Annotated in this window: 15 protein-coding genes; 3 read left to right on the top strand and 12 right to left on the bottom strand. The window is 58.5% G+C overall.

Annotated features, from left to right (window positions below):
• Positions 1-40: 40 nt before the first annotated feature.
• From ACMLHG_RS12720 to ACMLHG_RS12710, 3 genes are all read left to right on the top strand, one after another.
• Positions 41-475, top strand: a complete 435-nt coding sequence (locus ACMLHG_RS12720; protein ID WP_295810173.1) for a MarR family winged helix-turn-helix transcriptional regulator — start codon at positions 41-43, stop codon at positions 473-475.
• Between the two features lie 90 nt (positions 476-565).
• Complete coding sequence (locus ACMLHG_RS12715) at positions 566-1,642, top strand: efflux RND transporter periplasmic adaptor subunit (RefSeq protein ID WP_417170724.1); 1,077 nt, start codon at positions 566-568, stop codon at positions 1,640-1,642.
• 12 nt (positions 1,643-1,654) lie between these two features.
• Positions 1,655-4,765 (top strand): efflux RND transporter permease subunit, encoded by a 3,111-nt coding sequence (locus ACMLHG_RS12710; RefSeq protein ID WP_417170723.1) that lies wholly within the window; start codon positions 1,655-1,657, stop codon positions 4,763-4,765.
• An 18-nt stretch (positions 4,766-4,783) separates the two neighbouring features.
• Here ACMLHG_RS12710 and ACMLHG_RS12705 read toward each other — a convergent pair whose 3' ends face one another.
• From ACMLHG_RS12705 to gap, 12 genes are all read right to left on the bottom strand, one after another.
• A complete protein-coding gene (locus ACMLHG_RS12705) occupies positions 4,784-5,128 on the bottom strand; it encodes a hypothetical protein (RefSeq protein WP_417170722.1) in 345 nt (114 codons plus the stop codon).
• 5 nt (positions 5,129-5,133) lie between these two features.
• A complete protein-coding gene (locus tag ACMLHG_RS12700; protein WP_417170721.1) occupies positions 5,134-5,373 on the bottom strand; it encodes a hypothetical protein in 240 nt (79 codons plus the stop codon).
• A gap of 17 nt (positions 5,374-5,390) precedes the next feature.
• Positions 5,391-6,131 (bottom strand): precorrin-2 C(20)-methyltransferase, encoded by a 741-nt coding sequence (gene cobI, locus ACMLHG_RS12695; protein WP_417170720.1) that lies wholly within the window; start codon positions 6,129-6,131, stop codon positions 5,391-5,393.
• 125 nt (positions 6,132-6,256) lie between these two features.
• Positions 6,257-8,320 (bottom strand): hypothetical protein, encoded by a 2,064-nt coding sequence (locus tag ACMLHG_RS12690; protein ID WP_417170719.1) that lies wholly within the window; start codon positions 8,318-8,320, stop codon positions 6,257-6,259.
• Position 8,321: 1 nt separating this feature from the next.
• Positions 8,322-9,701, bottom strand: a complete 1,380-nt coding sequence (locus ACMLHG_RS12685) for an efflux RND transporter periplasmic adaptor subunit (protein ID WP_417170718.1) — start codon at positions 9,699-9,701, stop codon at positions 8,322-8,324.
• Entirely contained in the window at positions 9,691-10,431 is a 741-nt protein-coding gene (locus tag ACMLHG_RS12680; RefSeq protein WP_417170725.1) for an efflux RND transporter periplasmic adaptor subunit, read from the bottom strand. The genes ACMLHG_RS12685 and ACMLHG_RS12680 overlap by 11 nt, the downstream gene beginning before the upstream one ends.
• Positions 10,432-10,466: 35 nt before the next feature.
• Positions 10,467-18,491, bottom strand: a complete 8,025-nt coding sequence (locus ACMLHG_RS12675) for a DUF4347 domain-containing protein (protein WP_417170717.1) — start codon at positions 18,489-18,491, stop codon at positions 10,467-10,469.
• A gap of 17 nt (positions 18,492-18,508) precedes the next feature.
• Positions 18,509-20,188 (bottom strand): TolC family protein, encoded by a 1,680-nt coding sequence (locus ACMLHG_RS12670; RefSeq protein ID WP_294434256.1) that lies wholly within the window; start codon positions 20,186-20,188, stop codon positions 18,509-18,511.
• Between the two features lie 151 nt (positions 20,189-20,339).
• Positions 20,340-20,582, bottom strand: coding sequence for a hypothetical protein (locus tag ACMLHG_RS12665; protein WP_294434258.1), 243 nt, complete (start codon positions 20,580-20,582; stop codon positions 20,340-20,342).
• A 46-nt stretch (positions 20,583-20,628) separates the two neighbouring features.
• On the bottom strand, positions 20,629-22,989 hold the full coding sequence (locus tag ACMLHG_RS12660; RefSeq protein WP_417170716.1) for a tetratricopeptide repeat protein: 2,361 nt from the start codon (positions 22,987-22,989) through the stop codon (positions 20,629-20,631).
• Between the two features lie 351 nt (positions 22,990-23,340).
• On the bottom strand, positions 23,341-24,594 hold the full coding sequence (locus ACMLHG_RS12655; RefSeq protein ID WP_294434263.1) for a phosphoglycerate kinase: 1,254 nt from the start codon (positions 24,592-24,594) through the stop codon (positions 23,341-23,343).
• 99 nt (positions 24,595-24,693) lie between these two features.
• Positions 24,694-25,692: a type I glyceraldehyde-3-phosphate dehydrogenase gene (gene gap / locus ACMLHG_RS12650; RefSeq protein WP_294434265.1), complete on the bottom strand. Its 999-nt coding sequence runs from the start codon at positions 25,690-25,692 to the stop codon at positions 24,694-24,696.
• Positions 25,693-26,121 lie beyond the last annotated feature (429 nt).

Here is a 26,121-nt window from a genome sequence, read left to right as displayed (position 1 = left end):
TTATATTAGTTAGGAAACTATATAACAAGGAGGGTTTGCAGTGCTCAAACACCGTGATTTGATCGGTACGATCTTCTACATGGCAAGACGCATTGAGCGAATGGCGGACCGGCAGGCGAGAATCTCCGGCGTCTCCGGCAGCCAGGCGAGACTGCTCGCGTTTCTGTCGATCGTCTCCATGGAGCAGGATATTTTTCAAAAGGACATCGAAGAGGAGTTCGGCATCCGCCCCTCCTCGGTAACCGGGTTGCTTCAAGCATTGGAACAGGAGGGTTTGATCAGCCGGGAATCGGTTTCAACCGACGGCAGACTGAAGAAAATCGTATTGACAGGCAAGGCAAAGGAAATTCAGGCCAACATTGTTTCCTGCCACAAGCAGGTCACGCAGCAACTGCGCGGACCGATGAGCGACGAGGTGCTCCGCCGTTTTTTGAAAAACTGCGAGGAGATCTCCCGCAGAGCAGAACAGATTTGATCTTTGCATAGAATTTTATCACTTTTTTTCCGTTAATAGAAAAAATTCAGTTTTTGAGGTGAAATAATGAATGTTTTCTTTCGAAGAATTATGACAGCCGCCATCTGCGGAGCCGCCGGACTGGGAGTTCAGGCGGCGGGGCCGGAAACGACCGCGCCATCGGTCCGGGTGGAGAAGGTCACGGAACTCTCGCAAACCGAACCCAAAACCTACGTCGGCACCGTCGCCGCCTCCGAAACGGTCGATATCGTCGCCCGGATCAACGGCGTCATGTGGAAATCGGCCTTCAAGGAGGGCAGCCTGGTCAAAAAAGGCGACCTGCTGTTCCAGATCGAGGACACCATCTACCGGGAGAACGTCGCCATCGCCCGGGCGACGATCAAACAGACCCAGGCGGAACTCGACTATGCCACCCGGGAAAAAGAGCGGTATTCCCAGCTCTACCAGACCAACGCCACCGCACAGACCACCTATGAGAACGCTCTCCGTTCCTACCGGGTCTACGCAGGCAAACTCGATGAAGCCAACGCCGACCTCGTCCTCGCGGAAAACGATCTCTCCTACACCAAGATCTACGCTCCGCTCACCGGCAGAATCGGCCGGAACATCTACAGCGAAGGCAACTACATCACACCGGAAAAAGGAACGCTTGCCACCATCGTCCAGTTCGACCCGATCAACATCCGGTTTGCGATGAGCGAAGCGGATTTCTTCAAGCACAGCCGCAACGGCCAGCTCTCCTCGGAAGGTCTTGAAATCGTCCGCGCGGACAACCAGCCCTACAAGGGAAAAATCAAGGTCGACTTCATCGACAACCAAATCGACACGAAGACTGGTACCATCATGATTCAGCTGGTGGGGGAAAATCCCGACATGGCGCTGATTCCCGGCGGCTACGTCATGGTGAAATTCAGTGAAAAGTTCGACAAACCTCTTCCCGCAGTCAGCGTCACCGCCCTGATGACCGACGGCAAACATCACTACGTCTACGTCGTCGGCCCGGAGAACAAGATCGAACGCCGGAACATCGTCATCGGACCGCAGGTGAAGGATCGTCAGATCGTGCAATCCGGCCTCAAAACCGGTGAAACCGTCGTCATCGGCGGCATCAACAAAACCAGACCGGGAGAGACGGTCAACCCGGTCTTTGAAACCGGACTCAAGTAAGGAGATCTCCTCATGTTTTCAGCAATTTTCATCCGGCGGCCCCGGTTTGCGCTGGTGATCTCGCTCTTCCTCATGCTGGCGGGAATCATCTCGGTCTACCGGCTGCCGATCGCAGAATATCCGCAGGTTTCTCCGCCGACCATCATGGTCATGGCAACCTACCCGGGCGCGAGCGCCCAGGTGATCGCCGACACCGTCGCCTCCCCGCTGGAGTCGGAGGTCAACGGCATCGAGGACATGGTCTACTACTCCTCGCAGTCGGACAACCTCGGCAACTACACCCTCACTCTGACCTTCAAATCCGGCGCCGATGAAGACATGGCGCTGGTCAACGTCAACAACGCGGTCAAACGGGCCGAGCACGCCCTGCCGACCGATGTGGTCAACAACGGCCTCACCGTGGTGAAACGCTCCAGCGACATGCTTGCGACCTATGCGTTTTACAGCGACAATCCGGAACATACGCCGCTCTTTCTGAGCAATTACGTCAGCATCCACATCAAAGACGCCATCTCCCGGATCGACGGCATCGGGCAGGCGATCATCTTCGGCGAGCAGGAGTACAGCATCCGCATCTGGCTCGACCCCTACAAGATGCGCGCCTACTCCATCAGCGACGACGACGTCCGCAACGCGGTCGCCAGTCAGAACATCCAGGCGGCCACCGGTTCGGTCGGCACCGAGTCCAGCAGTCGCTGGATGCAGTTCAAGGTCGATGCCAAGGGACGTCTGAGCACGCCGGAGGAGTTCGAACGCATCATCGTCAAATCCGGTGAAGACGGGCGGCAGATCCGGCTCGGCGACATCGCCAAGGTGGAACTCGGCGCCGAAACCTACAACAGCACCGGTACCTTCAACGGCCGTCCGGCCGTCGCGCTGGCCATCTTTAAACTGAACGATGCCAACGCGCTGGAGATTATGAAGGACGTCAACAAAACGCTCGAAGAACTCAAGCAGAACTTTCCCGACGGGCTGACCTGGGAGGTCGGTTACGACTCGACCCGGTTCGTTGTCGTCTCGATGCAGGAAATCGTCGAAACGCTGATCCTCACCTTCATCCTGGTGGTGGTGATCACCTACCTCTTCCTGCAGGACTGGCGCGCGACGATCATTCCGTCGGTCACGATTCCGGTATCGCTGATCGGCACCTTCCTCTTCCTCTATCTTCTGGATATGAGCATCAATACTCTGACCATGTTCGCGCTGATTCTGGTGATCGGCTCGGTGGTGGACGACGCCATCTGCGTCACCGAAAACTGCACCCGGTTGATCGACGAAGAGCATCTCGCCCCCTTCGATGCGGCGATGAAAACCATGGAACAGCTCACCGGAGCATTGATCGCCACCACGCTGGTCGTGGTCGCCATCTATATGCCGATCATGTTCTACGGCGGCATGGTGGGCACCATCTATACCCAGTTCGCGGTCACCATGTGCATCGCGCTCTGCCTTTCGACCGTGAACGCGATGACGCTGAGCCCGGCGCTCTGCGCCCTCGTCCTGCGGCCCAGCAAAACACCGCGCGGCTTCTTCCATCTCTTCAACATCGGGTTGAACTGGACTCGGAACACCTATCTGTTCGTCGGCGGCCTGCTGGTGCGCCGCACTCTGTTGACCATCATCCTCTTCGGGTTGATCCTCTTCGGAAACTACTACTTCTATCAACGCCTTCCGTCGGCCTTCCTGCCGACGGAGGACAAGGGAACCATCTTCTGTGAAGTGGTCCTCCCCGCCGGCGCCTCGCTGCCGCGTACCGAAGCGGCATTGGCGGAGGTCTCCGACCTGGTTCGCGACGTTCCCGGCGTCAATCAGATCATGACCGTTCCCGGACGCAGCCTGACCGCCGGAGAGGGCGAGAACCTCGGGCTGCTGATCCTCGACCTGAAGCCGTGGGGAGAACGGACCACACCGGAGACGCAGATCACCCGCATTCAACAGGAGGTGATCCGACGCGCCTCGGTGCTGCCGGACGCTTCGGTCAACGCCTTCGTGCCGCCGGCCATCATGGGTCTCGGCGCCACCGGCGGTGTGACCTTCTCGTTGCAGGCGACCGGCGACCAGAATTCGCAGGAGATCGCGCAAACGACCAACCATCTGCTCTCCAAGATCATGGAAACCGGCAAGGCGGTCTACGCCTTCACCTCGTTCGACGCCAACACGCCGATGCTCTATCTGGACATCAACCGTGACAAGGCGGAGGCGATGAACGTGACGATCAACTCGATCTTCAGCGCGCTCCAGAGCCAGCTCGGGTCCTACTACATCAACGACTTCAACAAGTACGGCAAGACCTATCAGGTCAAGACTCAGCTGGCGCCGGAACTGCGGGAGAATCTCAACATCATCGATCAGCTCTACGTCACCAGCACCACCGGCGAGAACATTCCACTCAGCGCGGTGGCGGACCTCCGCTGGACTCTCGGCCCCCGGCAGGTGGAACGGTTCAACATGTTCCCCTCCGCCTCAATCAACACCCAGAGTGTGCCGTCGTTCAGTTCCGGCGAGATGATGAATCTTCTGGAGGATCTCGTCCACAAGAATCTCTCCAAGGATTACCAGATCAGCTGGACCGATATGAGCTATCAGGAGAGCCAGAACGAAGGCAAGATCGTCAGTCTGCTGATGATCTCGCTGCTGGTGGCCTACCTCTTCCTGGTGGCGCAGTATGAGAGCTGGACCATGCCGATTTCAGTGATGCTCTCGGTGGCGACCGCGACGCTCGGCGCGATCCTCGCCCTGAAACTCAGCAACATGTCGCTGAACATCTACTGCCAGCTCGGGTTGCTGATGCTGATCGGCCTCACCGCCAAGACGGCGATTCTGATGGTGGAGTTCTCCAAGTTCGAACGCGACAAGGGAGCAACCATCCAGGATGCGGCTCTGAACGGCATGCGGGTCCGGTTCCGCTCGGTCATGATGACCGCGCTCTCCTTCGTGATCGGTGTGTTCCCGATGGTGGTCGCCAGCGGCGCCGGCGCAGGCAGCCGCCAGTCGATCGGCGTCACCACCTTCTGGGGAATGCTGGTTGCGACCATCGCCGGAATGATGTTCATTCCGGGATTGTACGTGATCTTCCAGAGAGCGGCGGAAGCGGTCACCGGCTTCTTCCATCGCCACTGGTAAAAGAAAAACGGCGCCTCCTCAGGGGCGCCATGCAAGAATGCCGGAGACCGGATTCATCGCACGCCATGCGATGAATTCCGGCCAGCTCCGGACGCCGCCCTCAATCACGGCGCGGCAATACTCGAGCCCCATGATTCCGGCGGCTTCCGGGGCCGCGCACTTGAGCATGAGAATGGTCCGCCTCCGTTCGGGGGTGAGCACCTCCCGGATCCGGTCGGCGACCTGTTCGAAATACCCGTCATACCGCGAGCCGCGGCGGATCTGAATCATGTCGAGCCGCCACAAATCGCCGCGCTCATCGCGCACAGAGAGGTGAAATTCAAAACAGCACTCCCCGGTTTCGGCCAGATTCCGGAATTCCATCCCGGTCACCGCCGGTGGGCGCAAATCCGGGCGAGCGCCCGGAAACTCTCCTCCGGATTCAGCGTTTCCGTGTAGAGGTGAACATCGATATCACGATGCGTCATCAAGAGTCCGCTCCGCAGGGAGCCGACCAGCGAAACGTCCGCCCCGATCGCCTCCCAGGCGGCAGTTACGCCGACCTCTTTCAACAACCGCCGGGCGCGGGCCTGGTTCGCCTCGGCAAGGCGCAGGAGATCTTTCACCATACGTTCCTCCTGAGAGTTCAAGGTTTTTCGACGGGATCACAATCCGCAGCACCGGCTTTGCGGACGATCAGCATCGACAGATATTCCCGGGGGCGGGCCGCAATCGCGTCAGGATCGTCCGAAACGAACTCCTCCTCCAGCCCGATTCCGGCCCCATACACCGCGTGAAATCCCCGTTCGGAGAGCTGCCGGAGCAACTCCTCCCGTGTCCGGTAACATTTGAGCAGCACGGTAGTGGCATCGGCGGCAAGCAGCCGGTCCAGTTCCGCGGATCCCGGGGCGATCGCGGCGGGAACGATCTGCAGCATCGTCTGATCCTCCACCAGTGGAACCGCCTCCTTCGCCGCCAGCGCGCTCCAGGAGTTCACACCGGGAATGATTTCGTGCGGCAGCTCCGGCTCCCGCCGCAGCATCGCCCGCAGCAGATAACCGCAGGTGCTGTAGGTCATCGGGTCGCCGATGGTGACGAAAGCGGCATCCTGCCCGCTTCGCAGAACGGCGAGAATCTGTTCGGCGTGTTCGTCGATTCTCGCCAGCCGCTCTTCGAAGTTGTTCGACATGGTGAAGGCAAGTTCGCACCGGCGGGCCGTCAGGCCGGGCAACGCATCGAGAATCCGCCCGGAGACGCTGCGGGAACTCTGTTGAGATGCCGCCGCATAGATCACCTGCACCGAACGCAGCACCTCCGCCGCACGAAGCGTCACCAGCCCCGGATCGCCGGGACCGAGTCCAATTCCGTAAAAATTTCCCAGTGACATTCTCTCTCCGCTTTCGTCTCGCGGGGGATCCCCGCCGGGGGTCAATATAACCGCCGGACCGTTTTTTTCAAGTCGAAGCGGCGGGAAAGTGGTCTCCATTCCCGGTGGAGGATTTTCCTCACCGGTCAGAATTCCCGGCGGAAAGCGGAGATCAGCAGCTTGAGCACTTCACCGCCCAGCATCTCCTTGTGCAGAATCCGGACCTTGGCGCTGCGGCCGGCAAACGTCTCCGGCTGCTCGTCAAACTGAATCTCAATCCGGTAGAGCGCCTGAAGTGAGATGTATTCCGACGGCTTCTTCTCGTCCGCATACACCGGGATGCTCCCGCCGAAGATCTGAAGCAGCGGCGAATGGCCCAGTTTCGCCGGAATCTGGGCGATTGCGGCGATGCGGCCGGGTTCCGCACCGAGCCGGTCGGGCAGGATGATCTCCGCCCGCTGTCCGACCCGGAGCTTGCGCACTTCCCGGTCGTTCGCGTAGGCGTACACCATCTTTCCGTCGGATACCAGCTCGCCGGCCACCAGCCCGGTCGACAGAAACGCCCCGGGGGAGAGGTCGCTCTTCCGCGGTACGAACAGTCCGGAGTGTGCCGCCCGGCAAATCAGGTTTCCTTCCCGGCGGACCAGCTCATCCATTCCGATGACGTCGCTGCGCAGTTTCTCTTCGGTCACCTGGCTGGCGCTGTAGGTCTCCCGATCGAGCTGTTGCAGCCGGAACAGAAGCCGGTCCAGCCGGCAGCTCCATTGAAACTTCTCAATGCTGAAATGAAGTCCGGGCTGAATCAGTGTAAACAGCTCCTCGCCCTTCTCCACCCGCACCGGCAGTTTCGGCCACTCCGAAGCGAGGAAGCCGCCCTCCTCCACCGTGACCAGTTCGCTGTTCTCCGAAACGATCTGGCCCGGGAGAATGATGTTCCAGGAGAGCGGGAAGAAGAGGACGATCAGCAGAATCACCAGCGAAAGGATGCTCCAGTACCAGTTCGCCCGCACCGCCGCCTGCTTCGACATCTGGCGGATTGTTTTGATCTCCCGGTAGAGGGGGTAGAAGAGAAGCGTGTAAATCTCCAGCAGCAGCAGCACAACCGCCACCACCTTGATGAAGCTGTGATAGATCACCATGATGATCGACGTGTACAGGACGATCCGGTAGAGGAACGAGGCGATGCCGAAGGTCACCAGCAGCAGCCGGCGCGGCTCCTGCGGCCGGGTTCCGAGTCCGAAGAACCAGTAACGCCAGTACTGTTTCAGGCAGGCGGCGGAACTGCCCATCAGATTGTCAATATTCAAAAGATCGCAAAGGATGTAGTATCCGTCGTAGCGGATGAGCGGATTCCCGTTCACCAGCAGCGTACTCAACGTGCTGACCGCAAAAATATAGAACATCGTGGACTTGAACACCCCCGGCGGCAGATAGCACCAGAGCAGCGCGGCGATGCCGCCGACGATCACCTCGCCGAGGATACCGGCGCTGTCGATCAGCATTCGCTGACGCAGCGGCAGCCGCCAGCTGTCGGTGGTGTCGGTAAAAATCCGCGGATAGAAGACGATGAAACTTACGCCGATCGCCCGGACCCGGCAGTTGAACCGCATCGCGGCCAGCGAATGCGACGCCTCATGGATGATTTTCATCACCACAATGGCGGCAAAGTATTTTGCCAGCCCCGCCCACGAGATCGAATCGAGAAATGTGCTGCGGACGGTCGAAAAATCCCGGAGGAGCAGCAGATACCCGATCACCGCCGGAATCATCGCGATCAGAATCAGACGTCGGTCGGCCAGAAACCGCACATAGGGGCGGATCAACCGGAAAAACCGGTCCGGATGCCACGGCGGCAGTTTGAAAAACATATAGGCCGACGCAAACCGCAGCAGCCAGGTATCCTTCCGCACCTTCTCCATCTGGCGCTTCTTCGCCTCGAATTCGCCATATTCCGGAGCGAGCAGGTTGTTCTGCCGGAGGAAATTCACCAGTTCGATCACCTCCGCTTCCGTCACCGTCAGCCCGGCATTGTTCAACCGCTCCACGAAACGATCGATTTCGTAGTTCTGATCCATCTTGCTGATCATCAGCGCGGTATTGGCGTCGATGCGGTAGTAGTTCTCCGAAAGCGGATCAAACAGCATCGGATAGTTGCCGTGAGCCCCCGGCCGGATCAGTTCGATGTCCTGACGCAGTGTTCCGGTTCTCATATCAGATCCGACGCAGGTAGATGACCAGGTTCTTGAAGAGGTAGTACCCGAGCGAGACGCGGTCGCCGCGCAGTTTGGCGATGCCGCGCATGCCGTAACGCAGGTTGCTGACGCCATCCATCGTCGCGCGCACCTTGTAGCAGTAGACGCGCTGTTCGGTCAGTTCCGGATAGTTCGCAATCGCCTGCACCTTGCCCGGAATCGATATCTCCGGACGGGTATAGAGGAAGAAGGTCACCTCCGGCTGTCCCTGCAGAATGGAACTGTCCCGCTCATTGACCAGAATTTCCGCCGCGGCTCCTTCGCCGGTGTAGATGTCGAAAATCCGGTCTCCGGTGCGAACCGCCCGGTTGGTCAGCAGTTCCGCCCGCCCATCGGCCAGCGCCAGCGTACCGGAAGCAGGCGCGGTCAGCTTCGAATGGGCCATGTACCATTTCGCCTCATCCACCGCGACCCGCGCCCCGTTCAACCGCGCCTCAATGAGCTGCACCTTTCCGAGCCGGGTCCGGTCGGAAAACGCGGCGCTCCGCTCCAGATCGAACTCCTTCTCGATCTCCCGCACCTGGCTCTCCGCGTTGGCCAGCCGGAACGCCAGCTGGCTGGTGTCGTATTCGGCGATCAGCTCTCCGGCTTTGACGAGGTCGCCATCCTGCTTGTAACAGCGGGCAATCGGTCCGTCGAACCAGGCGTAGGTGCTGACCGTCTTCGGCGCACGCACCTCGAACTCGGCGTTGACCGACTCCTGCACCCGGACGAACATCAAGGCGAGCAGCAGAATCGCGAGCACATAAAGCGCCACCCGCTTCGGCTGCATCCATTTGCGGATCTTCGCCTTGGCGGAAACCCGGCAGCAGCGGTGACAGTAGAGCGCTTCCGCATAGTTGCGCACCAGAATGCTCGCGGCATTGATGGCGTATTTCGGAATCTCCTCGGCGAATTCCAGCATCCAGACCAGCCGGAAATCGACGCTGCCGAGAAACGGCGGAGGCGCAAGCATGACAATCATCATCCGGTCACGCTCGCCGATCAGCTGAGACAGGGCGATTCCGGCGTACTGATTGAGATTCGGCACATCGGCCGTCGAAAGGATCAGCGGCTTCTCCGACAGCTCCAGATGCTCACAGAGCGAAGTCTGCAGCATCGCCGCATTGGAGTTGTGATTGATCGCCACCTGAGCATACTGAGCGACGATCCGGGCCTTGCCTCCGGAGAGCTCCAGCATCGTGGAGGTCTTGAATTTCAACAGCGCCCGGGAGCTGTTGACCGCCATACCGCAGGCGGTGTTGAAGTCGGGAGCGGCGAAGAGGTCGTTCCCGAGTTTGATGATCATCCCGAAGGCTTTCAGCCGGGCGGCCCACTCGCTTCTCGGATCATTTTCCATCAATCAGGACCCCCGTCAAACCGGCGGAAAGTTTGCCGTCGGAGTTGGCGATCAGCGCCTTCACCTCGACCGTTCCGGACCGGTGATCGGCGCGCGGCGAAACTTCAAATACCGTTCCCTCCACCTGAATCCGGTTGTCGGAAAACCCGAACCACATCTTCTCGCCGACCTCCGGCATCTTGGACACGGGGACATTCATCACGGCGAGCAGTTTGCTGTCGTCGATCACCCGGAACAGCGGCTGCCCCGCCCGGATTGTCTCGTGCTCACGGCTGAGAATCGCTTCGATCTTGCCGTCAAAAGGAACTTTGAGGGTGCAGTAACTGAGTTGCAGACGGCTTTCCGCCAGGTTCGCGTCGGCGACCTTCTTGCGAGCATTCGCCGTCGCCACCTCGGTTTCGCGGCGCTTGAGTTCAAGTTTGCTCTGGAACTCCTCATCGAACAGTTTTTTCTGAGCAACATAGGACTCTTCGGCAAACTGCGCCTGCACCTTCGCATCTTCCGCCAGGGCGGCCGCGCGCTCGGCCTCGATCCGATACTGCGTATCGTCGAGGACGAGCAGCGTATCCCCCGCTTTGAACTGCTCGCCTACCCGGAATTTATACTCCCGAACCGTACCGTCGACCTTGGCCGCAATCTCCGCTTCCCGGAAAGGGAAGAGCACAACCATCACCGTCCGCGCTTCGGCCGCGGAAACGACCGAACATACGAACAGCAGGATCAAGAGCATCCGTTTCAAGAGTTCCGCCCTCCCGTTCCCGCGCTTCAGACGGCGGCCATTTCGGCGATCGCCTCATCGACCGTATCGGTGAAGACATCCGCGGAGTCCATGACATCGGCGTAGTCGCCGTCCTGGAAGTCCGCCGCGTCGAAGGCCGTGACGTCATCCAGCGTCTCCAGCTGCAGTTCGTCGAATTCCGACTCCAGCGCCAGAGCAAGGTCGTCGATGCCGTCCGGAATGCGGGAGATTCTCCGCCGGAAGACGAACGGAGAGTCGTCACCGGCCAGGAAGAGCTCCTGCAGTTCCGCCGCACGCAGCTCATTGCCGAGCAGCATGGCGAGCGACGAGAAGTTGAGGTTGTATTCATCCGGGAAACCGTCGCCGACGCCGCCGACGCCGGAAACCATCCACATCTGACCATCTTTGTAGATGATGCCGTTGCCGGTGTTGTTGATCGAGCCGAAACTGTTGTCGCTGCCATTGATGTTGGTGATGGCGGTGTTGGTGAACGACACGATCCGGTTGCCGTCTCCGGTGATCGCAAAGTTCCGCTGGTTGCTGACCGCGGAGAAGAAGTTGTGATCGCCGCTCAGCGTGAATTCGCCGTTGTTGGTCACGCGGAAGAAGACATTGTCATCGCCGCTGACCTCGAGCGTCTTGTTGTTCACGAAGTCACCGGTGAACTGGTTCGCGTTGCCCGCGACATCAAACGCACCGTTGTTGACCACAGTGTTGTTGAAGTTCGCCGGATTTCCGTCAAGCTCCACCGTGCCGTTGTTGGTGAAGACGCCGTTCACATCGAGCCCGGAACCGGTGTACTGCAACGAACCATTGACCGTCACATCTCCGGCGGTCTGATCGCTGCCGCTGATCGTCAGCTGGTTGTAGGAACCGGAGACCACATCGCCCGTACCGGCATACACCACCTGCCCGGTGGAGTTGATCGCGCCATCGGCACCGGCAACCACATTGCCGCTCGCGCCGAAGTTCAGCGTCCCGGAGCTGGTGACACTGCCGTTGATGGCCGCCGTGCCGTTGACCGTGGCATTGTTCATCGTATGCGCCCCGTTCAACGTCAGGGAGTCGTAGCTCCCGTCGATCACCTGCGCGGAACCGGCGTTGTAGGTCACCTGGCTTCCCGCGCCCATCGCCGCACCGCCCGCGGCGGTGGCGGCACCGTTGAAGGTGACGTTACCGGTACCGCTGACCGTGCCGGAGGCGTTCATCGTGCTGTTGAACACCGCGCTGCCGGAGACTGCGACATCATCCGCGACCACACTGCCGTTGAAGGTGGCGTCAGAGCCGGCAACATTGAGCGAACCTGTGGTGACAGCGCCGTTGAGAGTGGCATTCCCGCCGGAAATTTCAACCGAATCGGCTGCATTTACCGCACCGCCGAAGGTCGCATTTTCACCGGTCACCGCGATCGTGGAATTCGAAGTCACACCGTTCGCAAAGGTGACGCCGGTTCCGGCAACCGAGAGTTCGGAGGCCGTCACCTCGCTCCCGAAGGTGATCCCATCGCCGTTGACAGCGAGACCGGCCTCATAGGAACCGCCGAATCCGGCACCGGTGTTGTCGTAAACAACGCTGCCCGCGGCGTTCATCGTGCCGTTTCCGGAAGTGACGCCGAGGAAGGTCACCGCCGCACCGGAAGCAACTCCGATGCTGCCGCCTTCCGCCACATTCACTGCGCCGGCCACATTGCTGGTCACCGCGAAGATCAGAGCGCCGCCCTCTTCCACATTGTACTTGAGATCGCTGTTTCCGGCCTCGGTGCTGTCCACCGTCAGCGTTCCGCCATCCTTCACCAGGAATCCATAGTTCCCGGTGTAGAGGTCCGGATAGAGGGCGACGAAGGAACTCACATTCTCAGCGCCGGTAATCGTCAACCAGATGCTCAGCAGCGGAACGTTTCCAGCATAAAACACCTTGCCGTCCTGCGCATACACTTCGCCGGGAACGTCACTTGCCGTCTGCGAGAGCAGCAGCACCCCCTGAGCCAGAGCGGAAATCCGGCCGGAGTTCGTCACGACATTGTTGACCTCAAGAACCGCTTCTGCAGAGGTTGTGAGACCACGCACCAGCACCTCGCCGGCATTCTCCAAATTGGCGACATAGACGCCGCCGGTGAGGAGGGCAACCGCATCCTGGTCATAGGTGCCGACCGAATAGACTTCGAACGTCGCGTTCTCCGCCACATTCAAGGTATCGGCAAAACGCAACTGATGCGCCATAGAAACCGTAAGGGTCTTTCCGGCGGCCACAAACACATCTCCGCCGAGAGTCACCGTATCCGCCGGAGAACCGAATGTGGCATCCCCGATGTTGAAATCGGTGTTGAAATTCAACGCACCGTTGTTGGTGAAGGCTCCGAGCACGACGCTGGAAGCATTCACGTTGAAGGCCGCATTGTTTTCGACGCTCGTCAAAGTACCGGCGGAAGCGTTCACCGTTCCGGTGTTGGTCAGCAGACCGCTGACCGTAATCGCTCCGCTGTTCAGATTGAGAACGCTCGAATTTGTCACCGCATCGGCGAACCCGACGGAACCGGCCACATTCATCGTTCCGGCATTGGTCACCGCGCCGCCGACCGTGAGCGATCCATTGGAGGTAAGCGCAACCTCGCCGCCGGCATTGTTGGAAATTGCACCGGTCGTGACCGTCTTCCCGGCCGCGACGTCGAACTGCACCAGACCGCTGTTGTCAATGCTGCCCAACGCGGTGGATTCACTGCCGGCCTTCAGCGCGGCCCCCTGCTCGACGTAGATGGTGTAGGAGGTATCGCTGCCCGTCACCTGTCCCAGCGTCAGTGTCACACCGTTCTGTACGGTCATGTCAGCGCCGTTGTTGGTCAGGTTCGACATGGTCATGTCAAAACCGACATACTTCATGCCACCCGCCAGCGTCATCGCGCCGAAGGTGCCGCTCGTCGCATAGAGATACTGATCGACCGTACCAGAATAGGTGATGTCCCCGCCGCTCATGGCAAGTGAACCGGTTCCGGCGGTTTCGCCTTCAAAAGTCACCGACTTTCCATCGAGCAGCTGGATCACGCCGTCATTGACCAGCGCAATAGACGAGCTGAAATCAAGATCGTTCGAGGACTGGAAGACCGCACCGTTCTGAATCCGCAGCGTCCCGGAATAGAGATCCACTGTCGAAGCATTGAAGGTGTAGCCGCTGTCCACCACCAGAGTGCCGTCGCCTTCGACCGCACCGGAGCTGTCCTGCTGCCCGAGCGAGAAACCGCGATTGAAGGTGATGTCACGGTTGATATGCACCTCGCCGCCGAGGATGACCACATCGGCGTTGTAGACATAATTGCCGCCCGCGTCCGTCGCATAGAAGATCTGCGACACATCATCACTGCTGGCATCATAGGTGACCGAGCTGTCCGCACCAGCAAGCGCAAGATAGCCGCTGCCGGACATCGAACCGCGGAACACCACCGAACCGGTGCCGGTAATGCCGCTGTCGTTGACCAGCGTGCCGTCGAAGCAGATGACCGAAGCCGCAGTCGTCAGCCGGAGTGTTGCGCCGGCGGAATTGGTCACATTGCCGAGGTGAACCGTTCCGGAGATCTCGATCGTACCAGCATTGGAGATATTCAGCGTATTGCTGTGATCATCCAGCGGGAGCGTCTGATTCAGGTAGAGGTAGCCGCCCGCATAGTTCACCAGCTCCGCTCCGTCGACGCAGGAGACGGAGTTGGAGATGGTAATCGTACCGGCATTCTCCACACCGCCCTCGCCGCCGCCGAGGCCGAACACAACCGCTCCGGAAGCGATCAGTTTTGCGCCGGACTTGTTGTCAAGAGCGCCGATCACGGTGGTCGAGGCGGTGGTATTGACCGTCAGCGAACCGGAGTTGGTGACGTTGTTCAGCGTGGCCTGAGCATTCAGCTGAACCGTACCGCTCGCGGCGTTGAGGAGGGTGGCGAACACCATACCAGACGCGCCGGCGTCAACATTCAACGTACCGGAATTGTTGACCACACCGGTAACTTCCGCATTGGAGCGGAAATTGAAGGTGCCGCTGTTGGTAATATCGCCTTTGATCACACTGTCCGGCCCGGCGATGGTCGCCGTTCCGGTATTGGAGAGCGAAAGCTCCGACTCCAGCGTACCGTTGATGGTCAGTGTGCCGGTGTTGCTCACCGCCCCGGAACCGAAGTCGGCCTCCAGGAATTTCACGTCCGCCAGAATCGACGCCGTACCGGAGTTGGTCAGCCCGGTGAACTGAATTCCGTCAGAGGTATCGGTCACCGTTAACTTCGCCTGGTTGTCAATGTTGACGGAAGCATTGCCGGACTGAGCGAAGGTCACTTCACCCGATCCCTTGTTGACCAAGTTTTCAAACACGTTGCGGGCCGCATCCGGACCAGGGTTGACACTCAACGATGCCGAGTTGGTGAAGGCGCCGGAGAAGTTGTTCCCGCCGCCCTGCACCTCAACCGCGACAAAGAGATAGGAGCCGGAGTTGACAAACGAACTCGAAGCGGAGAAATTGTTGTTGCTCCCGATCGAGAAATAGGCATACGGCGTCTGCAACGTATACAGCGAGATATTGCTCACTGTATTGGTCACGGTACCATTCACGGTAGTATTGTCGCCGAGGAAGAACTTGGCATAATCCTTCATATAGCCGACAGTCTCTGTACCGCGGTTTACCGTGAGCGCAGCAGATCCGCCGTCGCCCGGCTGCAACCCACTGGCATCATTGGTGATATTGCCGTTGAAGGTCATCGCCCCGGCTTCATTGGTGAACGTGACCTTTCCATATCCCGAAGAAAGGTTGACCGAATCATTGAAGGTCACCCGTGCCCCGGTGAAATGCGCCAAGGCGGACTCAAACCCGGTAACAGAGGAAATTACAATCGCGTTTCCATCACTGCTGTTCTTGCCGGAATAGTAATCCGTGTAGTAATTCCACTTGAACGTGCCGTCCTGATTGGTCCCGTCATTGGTATAATTCCGGGGACTGACCGCATAGAGATTGAAGGAGCCGCCGAAAACGGTATCCTGCGCTACGATATTGAACTCGGTCGTGCGAGGAGCACGGTACTGTGTAGAGACGTAAACATCGTTAAAATACAGCTCCGATACGTTTTCGGAAGCGGTAAACGTACCCGCAGCAATCACCAGCGTCGAATTGAAGGTCACCTTCGCCGCCTGAACGATGTTCAGTTCGTTGACAATAACAACTTCATGACTTCCGGAAAAGACAACTTCCCCGGTGGTATTAATTGTCATACTTCCATTATAACTCGATATACCATTTTTTCCATTGAACGAATTGGTATACTGGTAGTTTGACTCATGCAGGCCGGCAGCAGTTTTATCCGTGATGTAGCCGGAATAGTTATACCAATTGGAAGCATCGGAAAATCCCGCGGTAAATTCCGTGTAGTCTCCCGTCACATTTACCGTTCCATATCCGGATTGAATGGCAACGTAACCGTTGAGACTCACATAGTCTCCGGCGAGATTCAATGAGCCGCGGGTTCCCACATACATCGCACCGGCGACAGCCACTTTCGCCGCCTGAGTTTCGATGTTCATGGTTCCACCAATAACGTACTTCGTAGTAAGGGCATCCGCAACTACGCCCTGAATCGTGAGAGAGGCTCCATTGCTGATGGAGACGCTGACACTGCCGGTCGTGGTCTTGGCGGAAAACACGCCGGCCACAACCACATCGCCGTTGATTGCCATCGACGCGCCAGTGAGGCTCAAGTCACTGCCGTAGGTACCGCCAAACACCATACCGCTCTGACGGTAGATCACCGCAGCATTCGATGCCGAATTCATCGTACCGGAACCGATGGTCGTCCCGGTAATTTCCAGATCAGCCGACACAGTGACCGAACCACTGGACTTCAGGGAACCAATGACACTTGCGACCTGAACCACCAGTCCGCCGTTGATCACTTCGTAAGAATAAGCGGTATTCTCATACATCGTATCCAGAGTGAGAACCGCCCCGTTCGTCATGTAGAAGTTGATGTTGTCGCTGTAGACCAGACCGTTTGCGGCGATAAAACGGGAAAGGGTCGTATCAGCATCCACCTTGTACCAACGCTCCACATCGTTGAACAGCAGAGAATCGGCACAATAGAGCGAACCGCCGTACACATAGACAGTACCGCCGACCGTGCTCGAAACACTGTCCGCCAGAGAGAGCGTACTGCCTTCCTTCACCTGAATCAGATTGGTGTTGGTAAGCTGATGAGAAACAGCCAGCAACGCACCGGAGGAAATAGAAACGGTACCGTCGTTGATCAGATTCGTGAACTCGACACCGCCGCTGTGAGAGGTGTTGTCAGTAGCACTTCCTGTTGCCGAAATCGAAAGCAATCCGCCTTTATCCACAGTGACAGTTCCGTCGATCGTCATCTCTGAGGACAGGAAAAGAGAGCCGCCGGAACTGATCTCAAGATCACCGTTGTTGGTGAAATTGGAACTGGAAATATCAGAAAAGCTAGTGTTGATATTCAACGTATCATAATTCTGGAAATCAGTCCAAGTTACCGACGACTCGGAGATGTTGAAGGTTCCAATATTATCAATAGAACCCCACCGCCCGCCAGCAGCATTCACTGTACCCAAGTTGGTCAACTGGGACGAAGTCAAATTCGCATTGACATTGGAAATTTGAATCGTTCCGCTGTTGATCAGATAAGGCCCGGAAACCGTACCGGAGACATTCAGAGTTCCACCACTGCTCACGTTAAGATTTCCGGAAAAAGTGCTCTGGGAACTAATAACCAGCGTGGTATCGCTATTAATAATCAGCCCCTCGCCTGAGAAATTCCAAGCTCCAGAAGTAATCGTTGCTGTATGCGCACTGTCGTTGCTGGACAAGATCAGCTTGCCGGTAAAAGAGAAATCCCCTTCTGTCGAAGCATCGACCGAAAGAACAATCTCGTCACCATCCACAGCAATATCAAGCGCCCAGGACAACGAGCCATCTTCGGTTCCCGTCTCCTTGGTCACTTCATGAACGGTCAGCGTATACCCGTAGTCGGAGGCATCGAGGAACGCATTGTCGATCGTACCGACGGTATACTCCAGATCCCAGTCGCCGCGGGCGCCGGTGTCATCCACCGAAGCCGCCACATCCGCACCGGTCAGGTTCGCGATGTTCGAGATCAGCATCTCGCCATCCAGACTGCCCGCCACGTTGCAACCGTAAATCATGATGTCGCCGTCGGCAGTCATATGCTGGCCGATGTTCGCCCAGCTCGCCGGGTCGCTCATCACCGCATCCGCGTCGATAATCTGCCCGTTCAGAACGAAATAGCCCGCGTTACCGTGCGAAACAATATGGATCGCGCTGTATTTCACGTCGCCGTTCGCATCGAGGAAATCGTTGATCGCATCCAGCGGGTCGGTCCCCGCTTCGAGGTAGAGAACGTCGGTGTTCTCGCCGAGCGCCTCGACGATCTGCTCCTTGTTCTGCACGCTCGAATTGATGATCACCAGATCGCGTTGCGGAGCATCCGCATCCGCCGCGACCACGCCGCCATCCAGGGCAACCGGAGAGTCACCGTCGGAATCCTGCTCCGCATCCTGATCCAGATTGATGAAATCGTCGATGTTATCGCCGAGATCCGCATGCTGGATCGCATCGATTCCATCGGCGGTATCCGCCGCCTGCACATCCCCGCCGTCATCGTCAGCGGAAATGTCGTCGGCATCCGCCGCATCCGCATGAGCCTCCACCGCCGGAGCCGCATGATCATCGGCGTCCGCCGCGTCCGCAGCATCCGCATCAACCGGGTTGTCACCCGGAACAATCTCGCCATCGACAATGGCATCCGCCGCAGCGTCGAGATCGGCGACGTTCTCCGGCGTCGCCTGCTGCACCTGCTGCTGAACCGCCGCATCCGCCGGATTCTCCGGCGGCGCGTTCTTCAAGGCGTCCTTCGCCTCGTTATCCTGGACCTGGCTCTCCGAGACCTGAGAATGATTGTCCACATTGGAGGCCGCTTCGACGACCTCGGCCGCTCCGGCCGCGTCGAAGAGCACCCGGTCTTCCAGTTTAAAAATTCCTAAGTGACTCATCTTCGCCTCCTCTCAGGTCAGCGTTTCTGATTGAACATCGCATCCACTTTGCTGGGATTGGCATCATAAATCGCGATGAAATCAACATCGTTGAAACGGGTCAGCGGCTGCTTGACAACTTCCGCTTCGACCGCCTCAAGTTCCTTCATATCCGTATTGGCGGCGACACGCTTGACCCGCTCTTCGTCATAGGTGGCTCTGGCTCTGGCCAGCTCCGCCTTCGCCCGGACCTGCGCCCGCTGCAGTTCGCTGCGCAGCTCCGCGGTGCTCTTCGCATCGAGATGGCGGACACCCATCGAATTCAGAATCCGATAGTAGGAGATGTAATAGTTGCCGAGCGTCATCAGACGTTCGATTTCCGTTTCAGCGGTCACCAGACGCATATGGTCGAGTTCGAGCGAGGAGAGTTCCCCGGTGATCTTCTTGTTGGCAACCGCCCACTTCAGGTTGTTGCTGTAGGTCTTGTACACCTTGTCGTCGATTTCAAAACGCTCCTTGGTCGCCATCATGTTGGCGTGCGCGATACGAACCTGCGCCATCACGCCGATCGCCTGCGCAAATCCACGGGATTCCTCGGCGTCAACCTGCGAGCTGTACGCCTGGTAACGAGCGATGTGCTGCGGCAGTTTCAGCAGGTTGTAGGCGGCGCGGATTCCCAGCTCCCACCAGCTCATGTGATAGAGGAAGGTGTTCGTGCTGTTGGTGAAGTCGGTGTAGATCCGCACGTTCGGCAGCATCATCAGAATGGTCTTGCGGCACTCGATGATGTTGATGTGTTTCTGCATGTCGATCTCATAGAGTTCGGGACGCTGCAGAAGGGCAATCTGCTCCATCAGCTCGATGTCCGGAAGCGCGTTGAAATCCGGCACCTTGTTGAGCACCGTGTCATCCACCAGAATCTTACCGGAGGGGTACATCCCGAGCAGGGAGCGGAGTTCCACACAGCTGTTCTCATAGCTGCGGATGTAGTTGGTCAGCCGCTTCTCCATCTCCACAAACCGGCGGGTTTCGTCGAAGGCGCGGAACGGAGTGATCTCACGCGCCTTGCTCAACTTCTCAATCAGCGCGTAACGCGAACGACAATCCTCCAGCAGCCCGGTCGTGATCTTGATCGCCTTCTGCGCCGCCGCCACCTGGAAGTAGGCCTTGACCACATCGAGCGTCAGATTCTGCCCGGCGCGCGCGGTCCGCTGTTCGCGCATCAGGACCCGGTCCTCACCCTGCTGGGTGTTGAAGAACGCCAGACCGAAGTCGAGCACGCTCAACGCGAGGTCGATGTTCAGATAGTTGATGTCGCGGTTCTGGCTGGTGCTGTACCCGTAGGAGAGACCGCCTTCATCGACCTTCTCGCTTTTGGAGGCAGGAACATTACTGCGGTTGGTGTAGGTGTCGGAAATATTCAGTTCCGGCAGCATCCCCAGCATATCCGCCGTCCGCATTTCCCGGGCGACCTCCTGCTCGAGATTCAGCACCTTCATGTCGAGGTTGTGTTCCAGCGCCAGCTTGATGCACTGCGTCAGGTTGACCTTCTCGCCTTCCATCATATCACGGTATTTGGCCGACTCGAAGTGTTTGATCGCATACTCCGCCCGTTCGTTGCGGTAGTCTTCATAGCTCTTGCATCCGCCGATCGCCACCATACCGGCAACGGCTCCCGCACACCCCAGACCAAACAAAACCTGATTCGCTTTTTTCATTTGCACTTTCCTTAAACTTGTATGGCGCAATTATTTTTTTCTTTGATCCTTTTCTTTCAGAACATTCAAAACAACCCCGGCCAGATTCCGGCCCTGTTTTGAATGTTCCGAAACTCCGGCAGGATAACCCGGCCGGAGCTCCCGAAATCGCTTACTTGGCAGCTTCGTTCTTCTGCAGAACCCCTGCCTCCAGCAACTTGTCGATCAGCTGCTGCATCGAGTTGAACGCACCGAGGAACCCCTGCGGCGGCATGATGATCCGCTCCTTGACCAGCGTCGTCGGCGCCTTGCCCTCGCCTTCCGGCTGCAGCGTCACAAAATCAAAACGGACCATTCCGCCGGCAAAGTGAATCTGCCCGATACCGTCCGCATAGATCTCTTTCTTACCCTCCACAATAGCCTCCTTATCTCTGTTTCGTTGATGCAACACCCGGCACAGCTCACTCCAACGCGGCTTTGTCCAGCATGTCAACCTTTTCCTGTGCAAACACCGTGTCGAGCTCCGCCGCACGCGCATACCAGCGGCGCGCCTCAAACAGGTCCGGATCCGTACCGATCCCCTTCTCGTAGCAGCGCCCCAGCATCAGCAACGCGTACCGGTTGTTCTTCTGCGCCGCCATCTTGTAGTAGGAGAGCGCCCGCACGGGATCCTTCGCCACGCCGCGCCCGGCTTCGTAGCAACACGCCAGCGCATACAGCCCGTAGGAGCTGCCCGCCGCCGCCGCTTTGCGATACCACTCAAATCCCATGGCGTAATCGGTCTTCACGCCGATGCCGTTGTCATAGCAGAGTCCGAGGTTGTACATCGCATCGGCATTGCCCTGCTCCGCGGCCCGCCGGAAACAGCTCACCGCCGCCGCCGGATTCGCCTTCATCCCGCGACCGTTTTTGTAGTAGAGCCCGAGATAGAGCAGAGCACTGGAGTTGTTCTGCCGCGACGCCTGCCGGAACATCTCCAGCGCCATCTTGTCGTTCTGCGCAACGCCCAGCCCCTTCTGGTAGCAGACGCCGAGCCAGAACTCCGCTTCCGAATTGCCGAGCGCCGCCGCCCGCTGGAAGTATTTCACCGCCTTCGACATATCCCGGGCAACCGCCACACCATTCATGTAGCAGATGCCAAGCCAGCAGATCGCATCCGGATTGTTCAGCTTCTCCGCCTTCATGAAGTACTGAAGCATCTTGTCGGCATCGCGGGGAACCCCGCCCAGACCATCTTTGCTGAAAATTCCGAGAAGGTGCAGCGCACGCGGATTCTCCGCCTTCGCCGCCAGATTCAGGTATTTGAGAGCTTCCGGGTAATTCTGTTCCACCAGACGCCCCTCCGAATAGACCTTGCCGAGCAGGAACTGCGCATCGGAGTCACCCGCCGCCGCCGCCTTGCGGAGCCAGTTCAACCCCTCCGTGGCATTCGCCTCCACGCCGATCCCGTTGAGATAGTAGTCGCCCAGCAGCGTCATCGCACTGCGATTGCCCTGCTTCGCCGACTGCGTCATCCACGAAAACGCTTCCTTGTCATTCTGCTCGGTACCGAAGCCCTCCTGGCAGAAGACGCCGTAGAGATACTGACCGAAGCTGTCGCCACCCGCCGCCGACTTCATCGCCGATTCCGCGGCAAGCGTCGGATTGGCCTTCATGCCAATCCCCTTGGCGGCACAGACCGCCAGGAAGTACTGTCCTTCCGCATCTCCGCTCTCCGCCGCCTTACGGAACAACTCCGCCGCACGGGAAACATCGCGGGACACCCCTTCTCCATTCAGGTAGAGACGCCCCAGCGCACACTGCGCCGGCGCATAACCGGCATCCGCCGAGCGGCGCAGATGCGCGATGCTCTCGGCCTTGTCCGCCGCGGCAGTGCCGAGCATGAATTCCGCCTCCGCACTGCCCTGTTTCGCAGCGCGCGCAAAACAATCGGCCGCCTTGGCCTTATCGGTAGACTGATAGAGACGGCCCAGGGCCACCAGCGCTTCCGCGCTCCCCTTCGCCGCCGCACGATCGTACCAGGCCAGCGCCTCGCTGTCACTCTTTACCACACCTTCCCCCAGCCGGTAGCAGTCGCCCAGGCGGATCATTCCCTCCACATTGCCGCGGTCGGCCGCCATGCGGAAATACTTGACGGCCGCCTCCGGACTGGCCAGCACTCCGCGGCCGTCACGGTAGGCCTCTCCGAGCGCGATATCCGCGTAAGCGTTGCCGCGGTCGGACGCCCGGCGGAACCACTGGATCCCTTCGTTGAGATCCGGCTTGCCCCCCGTCCCGTCGAAGTAGATGCGGCCGATGAGATACTGCGCATCGCTGCTGCCGCCCGACGCGGCGCGGCGCAGGAACATCAATCCTTCTTCCACATCGCGGGTGACACCCGCTCCATCACAGAACATCCGCCCCAGATAATACTGAGCCTGGACACTGCCGCCATCCGCGGCAAGCGTCAGGTATTTGACCGCCTCTTTTGCATCGGCCTTCACGCCGATCCCCTTGTGGAGACAGATGCCGAGCCAGAGCTGCGCTTCAGGAAGCGAGGCCGCCGACGCCTTGCGGAAACGCTGGACCGCCACGGAAGGATTCCGCGTGGTGCCGGTGCCGTTCAAGGCACAATATCCAAGATAGAATTCAGCCAGCGGAGAACCCGCCTTTGCCGCTTTTTCGAATTTCTCATACGCCGCACGGTAATCCGGAGCCGCTCCGTTCGCGCCGCTGTAGCTGCGCAACGCCTCCTTCACCATTCCGGCGGCATCCGTTTCCGCCGCCAGCACATTTACCGCCAACCCCGAAGCCAGTATCTGCAACAACAACTTCGTATTCACGCGCATTGAGTCACCTTTTTTTATTAGAATGCAACCTGCAAAGTCCGTTCCATCATGCCGCGGCACCACCTCTGTCTCCCCCGCTTCACAGCCGCGAAAAAGTCCCTTCCGTTCCCGGGGAAACAGAATTTTCTATATGAATATATTGCGATAATCCGGTTATTCAAGTAAAACGAAGGACTTTTTTGGAAAAAAGAGCATACAAAACAGCAATTGAAGCGGAAAAAACAGAAAAATGAGGCGAAAAATCATGAAAACTATGCTGAAATCAAACCATTTTACTCCCCTCTCCCCGCCAAAAACAAAAAGGGCTCCGGCACAACCGGAGCCCCGCAGGATCATCCCCTGCAATTATTTGTCGGAAAGCGAGACCACGCCGGGCAGAGCCTTCCCCTCGAGGAACTCGAGCGAAGCACCGCCGCCGGTGGAAATGTGGCTCATCTTGTCCGCCAGACCGGACTTGTTCACCGCAGAAACGCTGTCGCCGCCGCCGATGATCGAAACGCCGCCGTTCGCCTTCACTTCGGCCACCGCGGCGCAGACGCCGAAGGTGCCCTTCGAAAACGCGGGCATTTCAAAGCAGCCCATCGGCCCGTTCCAGACAACCGTCTTGGCGCCCTTGATCGCTTCGGCATAGAGCTCGGTGGTCTTCGGACCGATGTCCAGCGCCATCCAGCCGGCCGGAATCTCGTCGCCGACGATCTGCGTGGCCGCATCCGCCGCAAACTTGTCGGCGGCGACGTTGTCCACCGGCAGCAGCAGCTTCACACCGCGCTCCTTCGCCTTCGCGATCATGTCGCGGGCGTAGTCAAGCTGATCGAGTTCACACAGCGAAGCACCGATGTCGTGCCCCTGCGCCTTGAGGAAGGTGTAGGCCATGCCGCCGCCGATGATCAGCGTGTCGACCTTGCCCAGAAGGTTCTGCACCACCGCGAGCTTGTCGGAAACCTTCGCTCCGCCGAGGATCGCCACGAACGGACGCACCGGATTCTCCACCGCACTGCCGAGGTAGGCGATCTCTTTTTCCATCAGGAAGCCCGCCACCGAAACCGGCATGTACTTGGTGATGACCGCGGTCGAAGCGTGAGCGCGATGCGCGGAACCGAACGCGTCGTTGCAGTAGATGTCGCCATAGGAGGCGAACTTCTTCGCCAGAAGCTGCTGCTTCTCCTTGAGTTCGGCCTTCTTCGCCTTGAACTCCTCGTCGGACTGCCCTTCCTTCTGCTTGAGCTTGCCCTGCTCTTCCTTGTAGAAGCGGGTGTTCTCCAGCATCAGCACGTCGCCCGGCTTCATCGCGGCAACTTCCTTGTCAGCGTTGGCGCAGTCCGGAGCGAACGCCACCGGACGACCGAGCAGCTTCGCCAGATATTCCGCCACCGGCTTCAGGCTGAAATCCGCCTCATAGCCCTTCTCCGCCGGACGGCCGAGGTGGCTCATCAGCACCAGACTGCCGCCGTTGTCGAGCACATACTTGATCGAGGGGAGCGCCCCCTTGATGCGGGTGTCATCCTTGATGACTCCGTCTTTGATCGGAACGTTGAAGTCGACGCGCATGACCACGCGTTTTCCTTTGAGATCGACGTCACGAAGCGTTTTCTTATCCATGACAATTCTCCCTGCATTAATTAATGAATAGATGCGTTAATACAAAAAGGGCGGGCGGCATTCGACCACCCGCCCTTTCCGGGAATCATAAACCCAAAGTTACTTGGCGATGACGCGGGCCATCTCCAGAACCTTGTTCGAATAACCCCACTCGTTGTCGTACCAGGAGCAGACCTTGACGAAGGTCTTGTCCAGCTGGATGCCGGCCTTGGCGTCGAAGATCGAGGTACGGGCATCGCCGCGGAAGTCGGTCGAAACAACCGCTTCGTCGGTGTAGCCGAGAACGCCCTTGAGTTCGCCCTCGGAAGCTTCCTTCATCGCCTTGCAGATATCCTCATAGGTGCACTCGGTGTTGAGTTCGCAGGTCAGGTCGACGAACGAAACATCGGAGGTGGGAACGCGGACCGACATACCGGTCAGCTTGCCGTTGAGCACCGGAAGAACCTTGCCCACCGCCTTGGCCGCACCGGTCGAGGAGGGGATCATGTTCTCGAGGATGCCGCGGCCGCCGCGCCAATCCTTCTTCGAGGGGCCGTCGACCGTCTTCTGGGTCGCGGTGGCAGCGTGGATCGTGGTCATCAGGCCGCGCTTGATGCCGAACTTGTCGTTCAGAACCTTCGACAGCGGAGCCAGGCAGTTGGTGGTGCAGCTGGCGTTGGAGATGATCTTCTGGCCGGCATAGGTCGTGTGGTTGACGCCGTAGACGAACATCGGGGTGGCGTCCTTACTCGGAGCGGACATGATCACCTTCTTCGCACCCGCCTTGAGGTGAGCGGAAGCAAGCTCCTCGGTGAGGAAGAAGCCGGTGGATTCGACAACGACGTCGGCATCCACTTCATCCCACTTCAGGTTGACCGGGTCCTTCTCGGCGGTCAGGCGGATCTTGTTGCCGTTGACAACCATGTAGTTGCCTTCGACCTTGATGTCGCCTTCGAACTGGCCGTGAACCGAGTCATACTTCAGCATGTAGGCGAGATACTCGGGATCGAGCAGGTCGTTGATGCCGACAATCTGGATATCTTTGCTGAAATTCTGCACCGCAGCACGGAAAACCATGCGGCCGATGCGGCCGAAACCGTTGATACCGACTTTGATCATTTTGGTAATTCCTTCTTTTTTGTTTAGGGGAAAAACAGTTTTGATCCGTATTTGAAAATATACCGCTTTTTTTCCAAATGTCAAGCACAATCCCCCCTTTCCCGCTTCGAAAACCCGGAGAAAGCCTTTCAAAAATCCCGCTCCCCGGAAAAATCCATCGGCAGTTGTGTATGACCGAGTTCCGCGATTCCTTATATTAATAGGGACGGAAAAGCGACGGAAGGCGCTCCCCCATGCACCACCCCGTGGCGCACAACGTGACACACTCCTGTCGCTGGCGCACTTTTCGTGGCACAACTGCGCCAAAATGGCACACATGATTGTGTCAGACCGGGCAACACCCCCCGCCCGCCCCTCCCAAAAAGAAGTTGGCACGGGACCTGCTATTCTACCCGGCGTAAGATTTTGAATTATCATTTTCTTCATGGA

The sequence above is a fragment of the Victivallis sp. genome (assembly GCF_048170485.1).
In the GTDB taxonomy this organism is placed as follows: Bacteria; Verrucomicrobiota; Lentisphaeria; order Victivallales; family Victivallaceae; genus Victivallis.
The sequence above is the reverse complement of the archived record's forward strand: the minus strand, read 5'-3'. Positions and strand labels throughout refer to the sequence as shown.

Excerpts from the sequence above, each read along its gene's own strand:
- ACMLHG_RS12710 (WP_417170723.1), top strand. The coding sequence starts at position 1,655 with ATGTTTTCAGCAATTTTCATCCGGCGGCCCCGGTTTGCGCTGGTGATC.
- ACMLHG_RS12715 (WP_417170724.1), top strand. The coding sequence starts at position 566 with ATGACAGCCGCCATCTGCGGAGCCGCCGGACTGGGAGTTCAGGCGGCG.
- gap (WP_294434265.1), bottom strand. The coding sequence starts at position 25,692 with ATGATCAAAGTCGGTATCAACGGTTTCGGCCGCATCGGCCGCATGGTT.
- ACMLHG_RS12705 (WP_417170722.1), bottom strand. The coding sequence starts at position 5,128 with ATGGAATTCCGGAATCTGGCCGAAACCGGGGAGTGCTGTTTTGAATTT.
- ACMLHG_RS12670 (WP_294434256.1), bottom strand. The coding sequence starts at position 20,188 with ATGAAAAAAGCGAATCAGGTTTTGTTTGGTCTGGGGTGTGCGGGAGCC.
- ACMLHG_RS12675 (WP_417170717.1), bottom strand. The coding sequence starts at position 18,491 with ATGAGTCACTTAGGAATTTTTAAACTGGAAGACCGGGTGCTCTTCGAC.
- ACMLHG_RS12685 (WP_417170718.1), bottom strand. The coding sequence starts at position 9,701 with ATGGAAAATGATCCGAGAAGCGAGTGGGCCGCCCGGCTGAAAGCCTTC.
- ACMLHG_RS12655 (WP_294434263.1), bottom strand. The coding sequence starts at position 24,594 with ATGGATAAGAAAACGCTTCGTGACGTCGATCTCAAAGGAAAACGCGTG.
- ACMLHG_RS12700 (WP_417170721.1), bottom strand. The coding sequence starts at position 5,373 with ATGGTGAAAGATCTCCTGCGCCTTGCCGAGGCGAACCAGGCCCGCGCC.
- ACMLHG_RS12680 (WP_417170725.1), bottom strand. The coding sequence starts at position 10,431 with ATGCTCTTGATCCTGCTGTTCGTATGTTCGGTCGTTTCCGCGGCCGAA.
- cobI (WP_417170720.1), bottom strand. The coding sequence starts at position 6,131 with ATGTCACTGGGAAATTTTTACGGAATTGGACTCGGTCCCGGCGATCCG.
- ACMLHG_RS12690 (WP_417170719.1), bottom strand. The coding sequence starts at position 8,320 with ATGAGAACCGGAACACTGCGTCAGGACATCGAACTGATCCGGCCGGGG.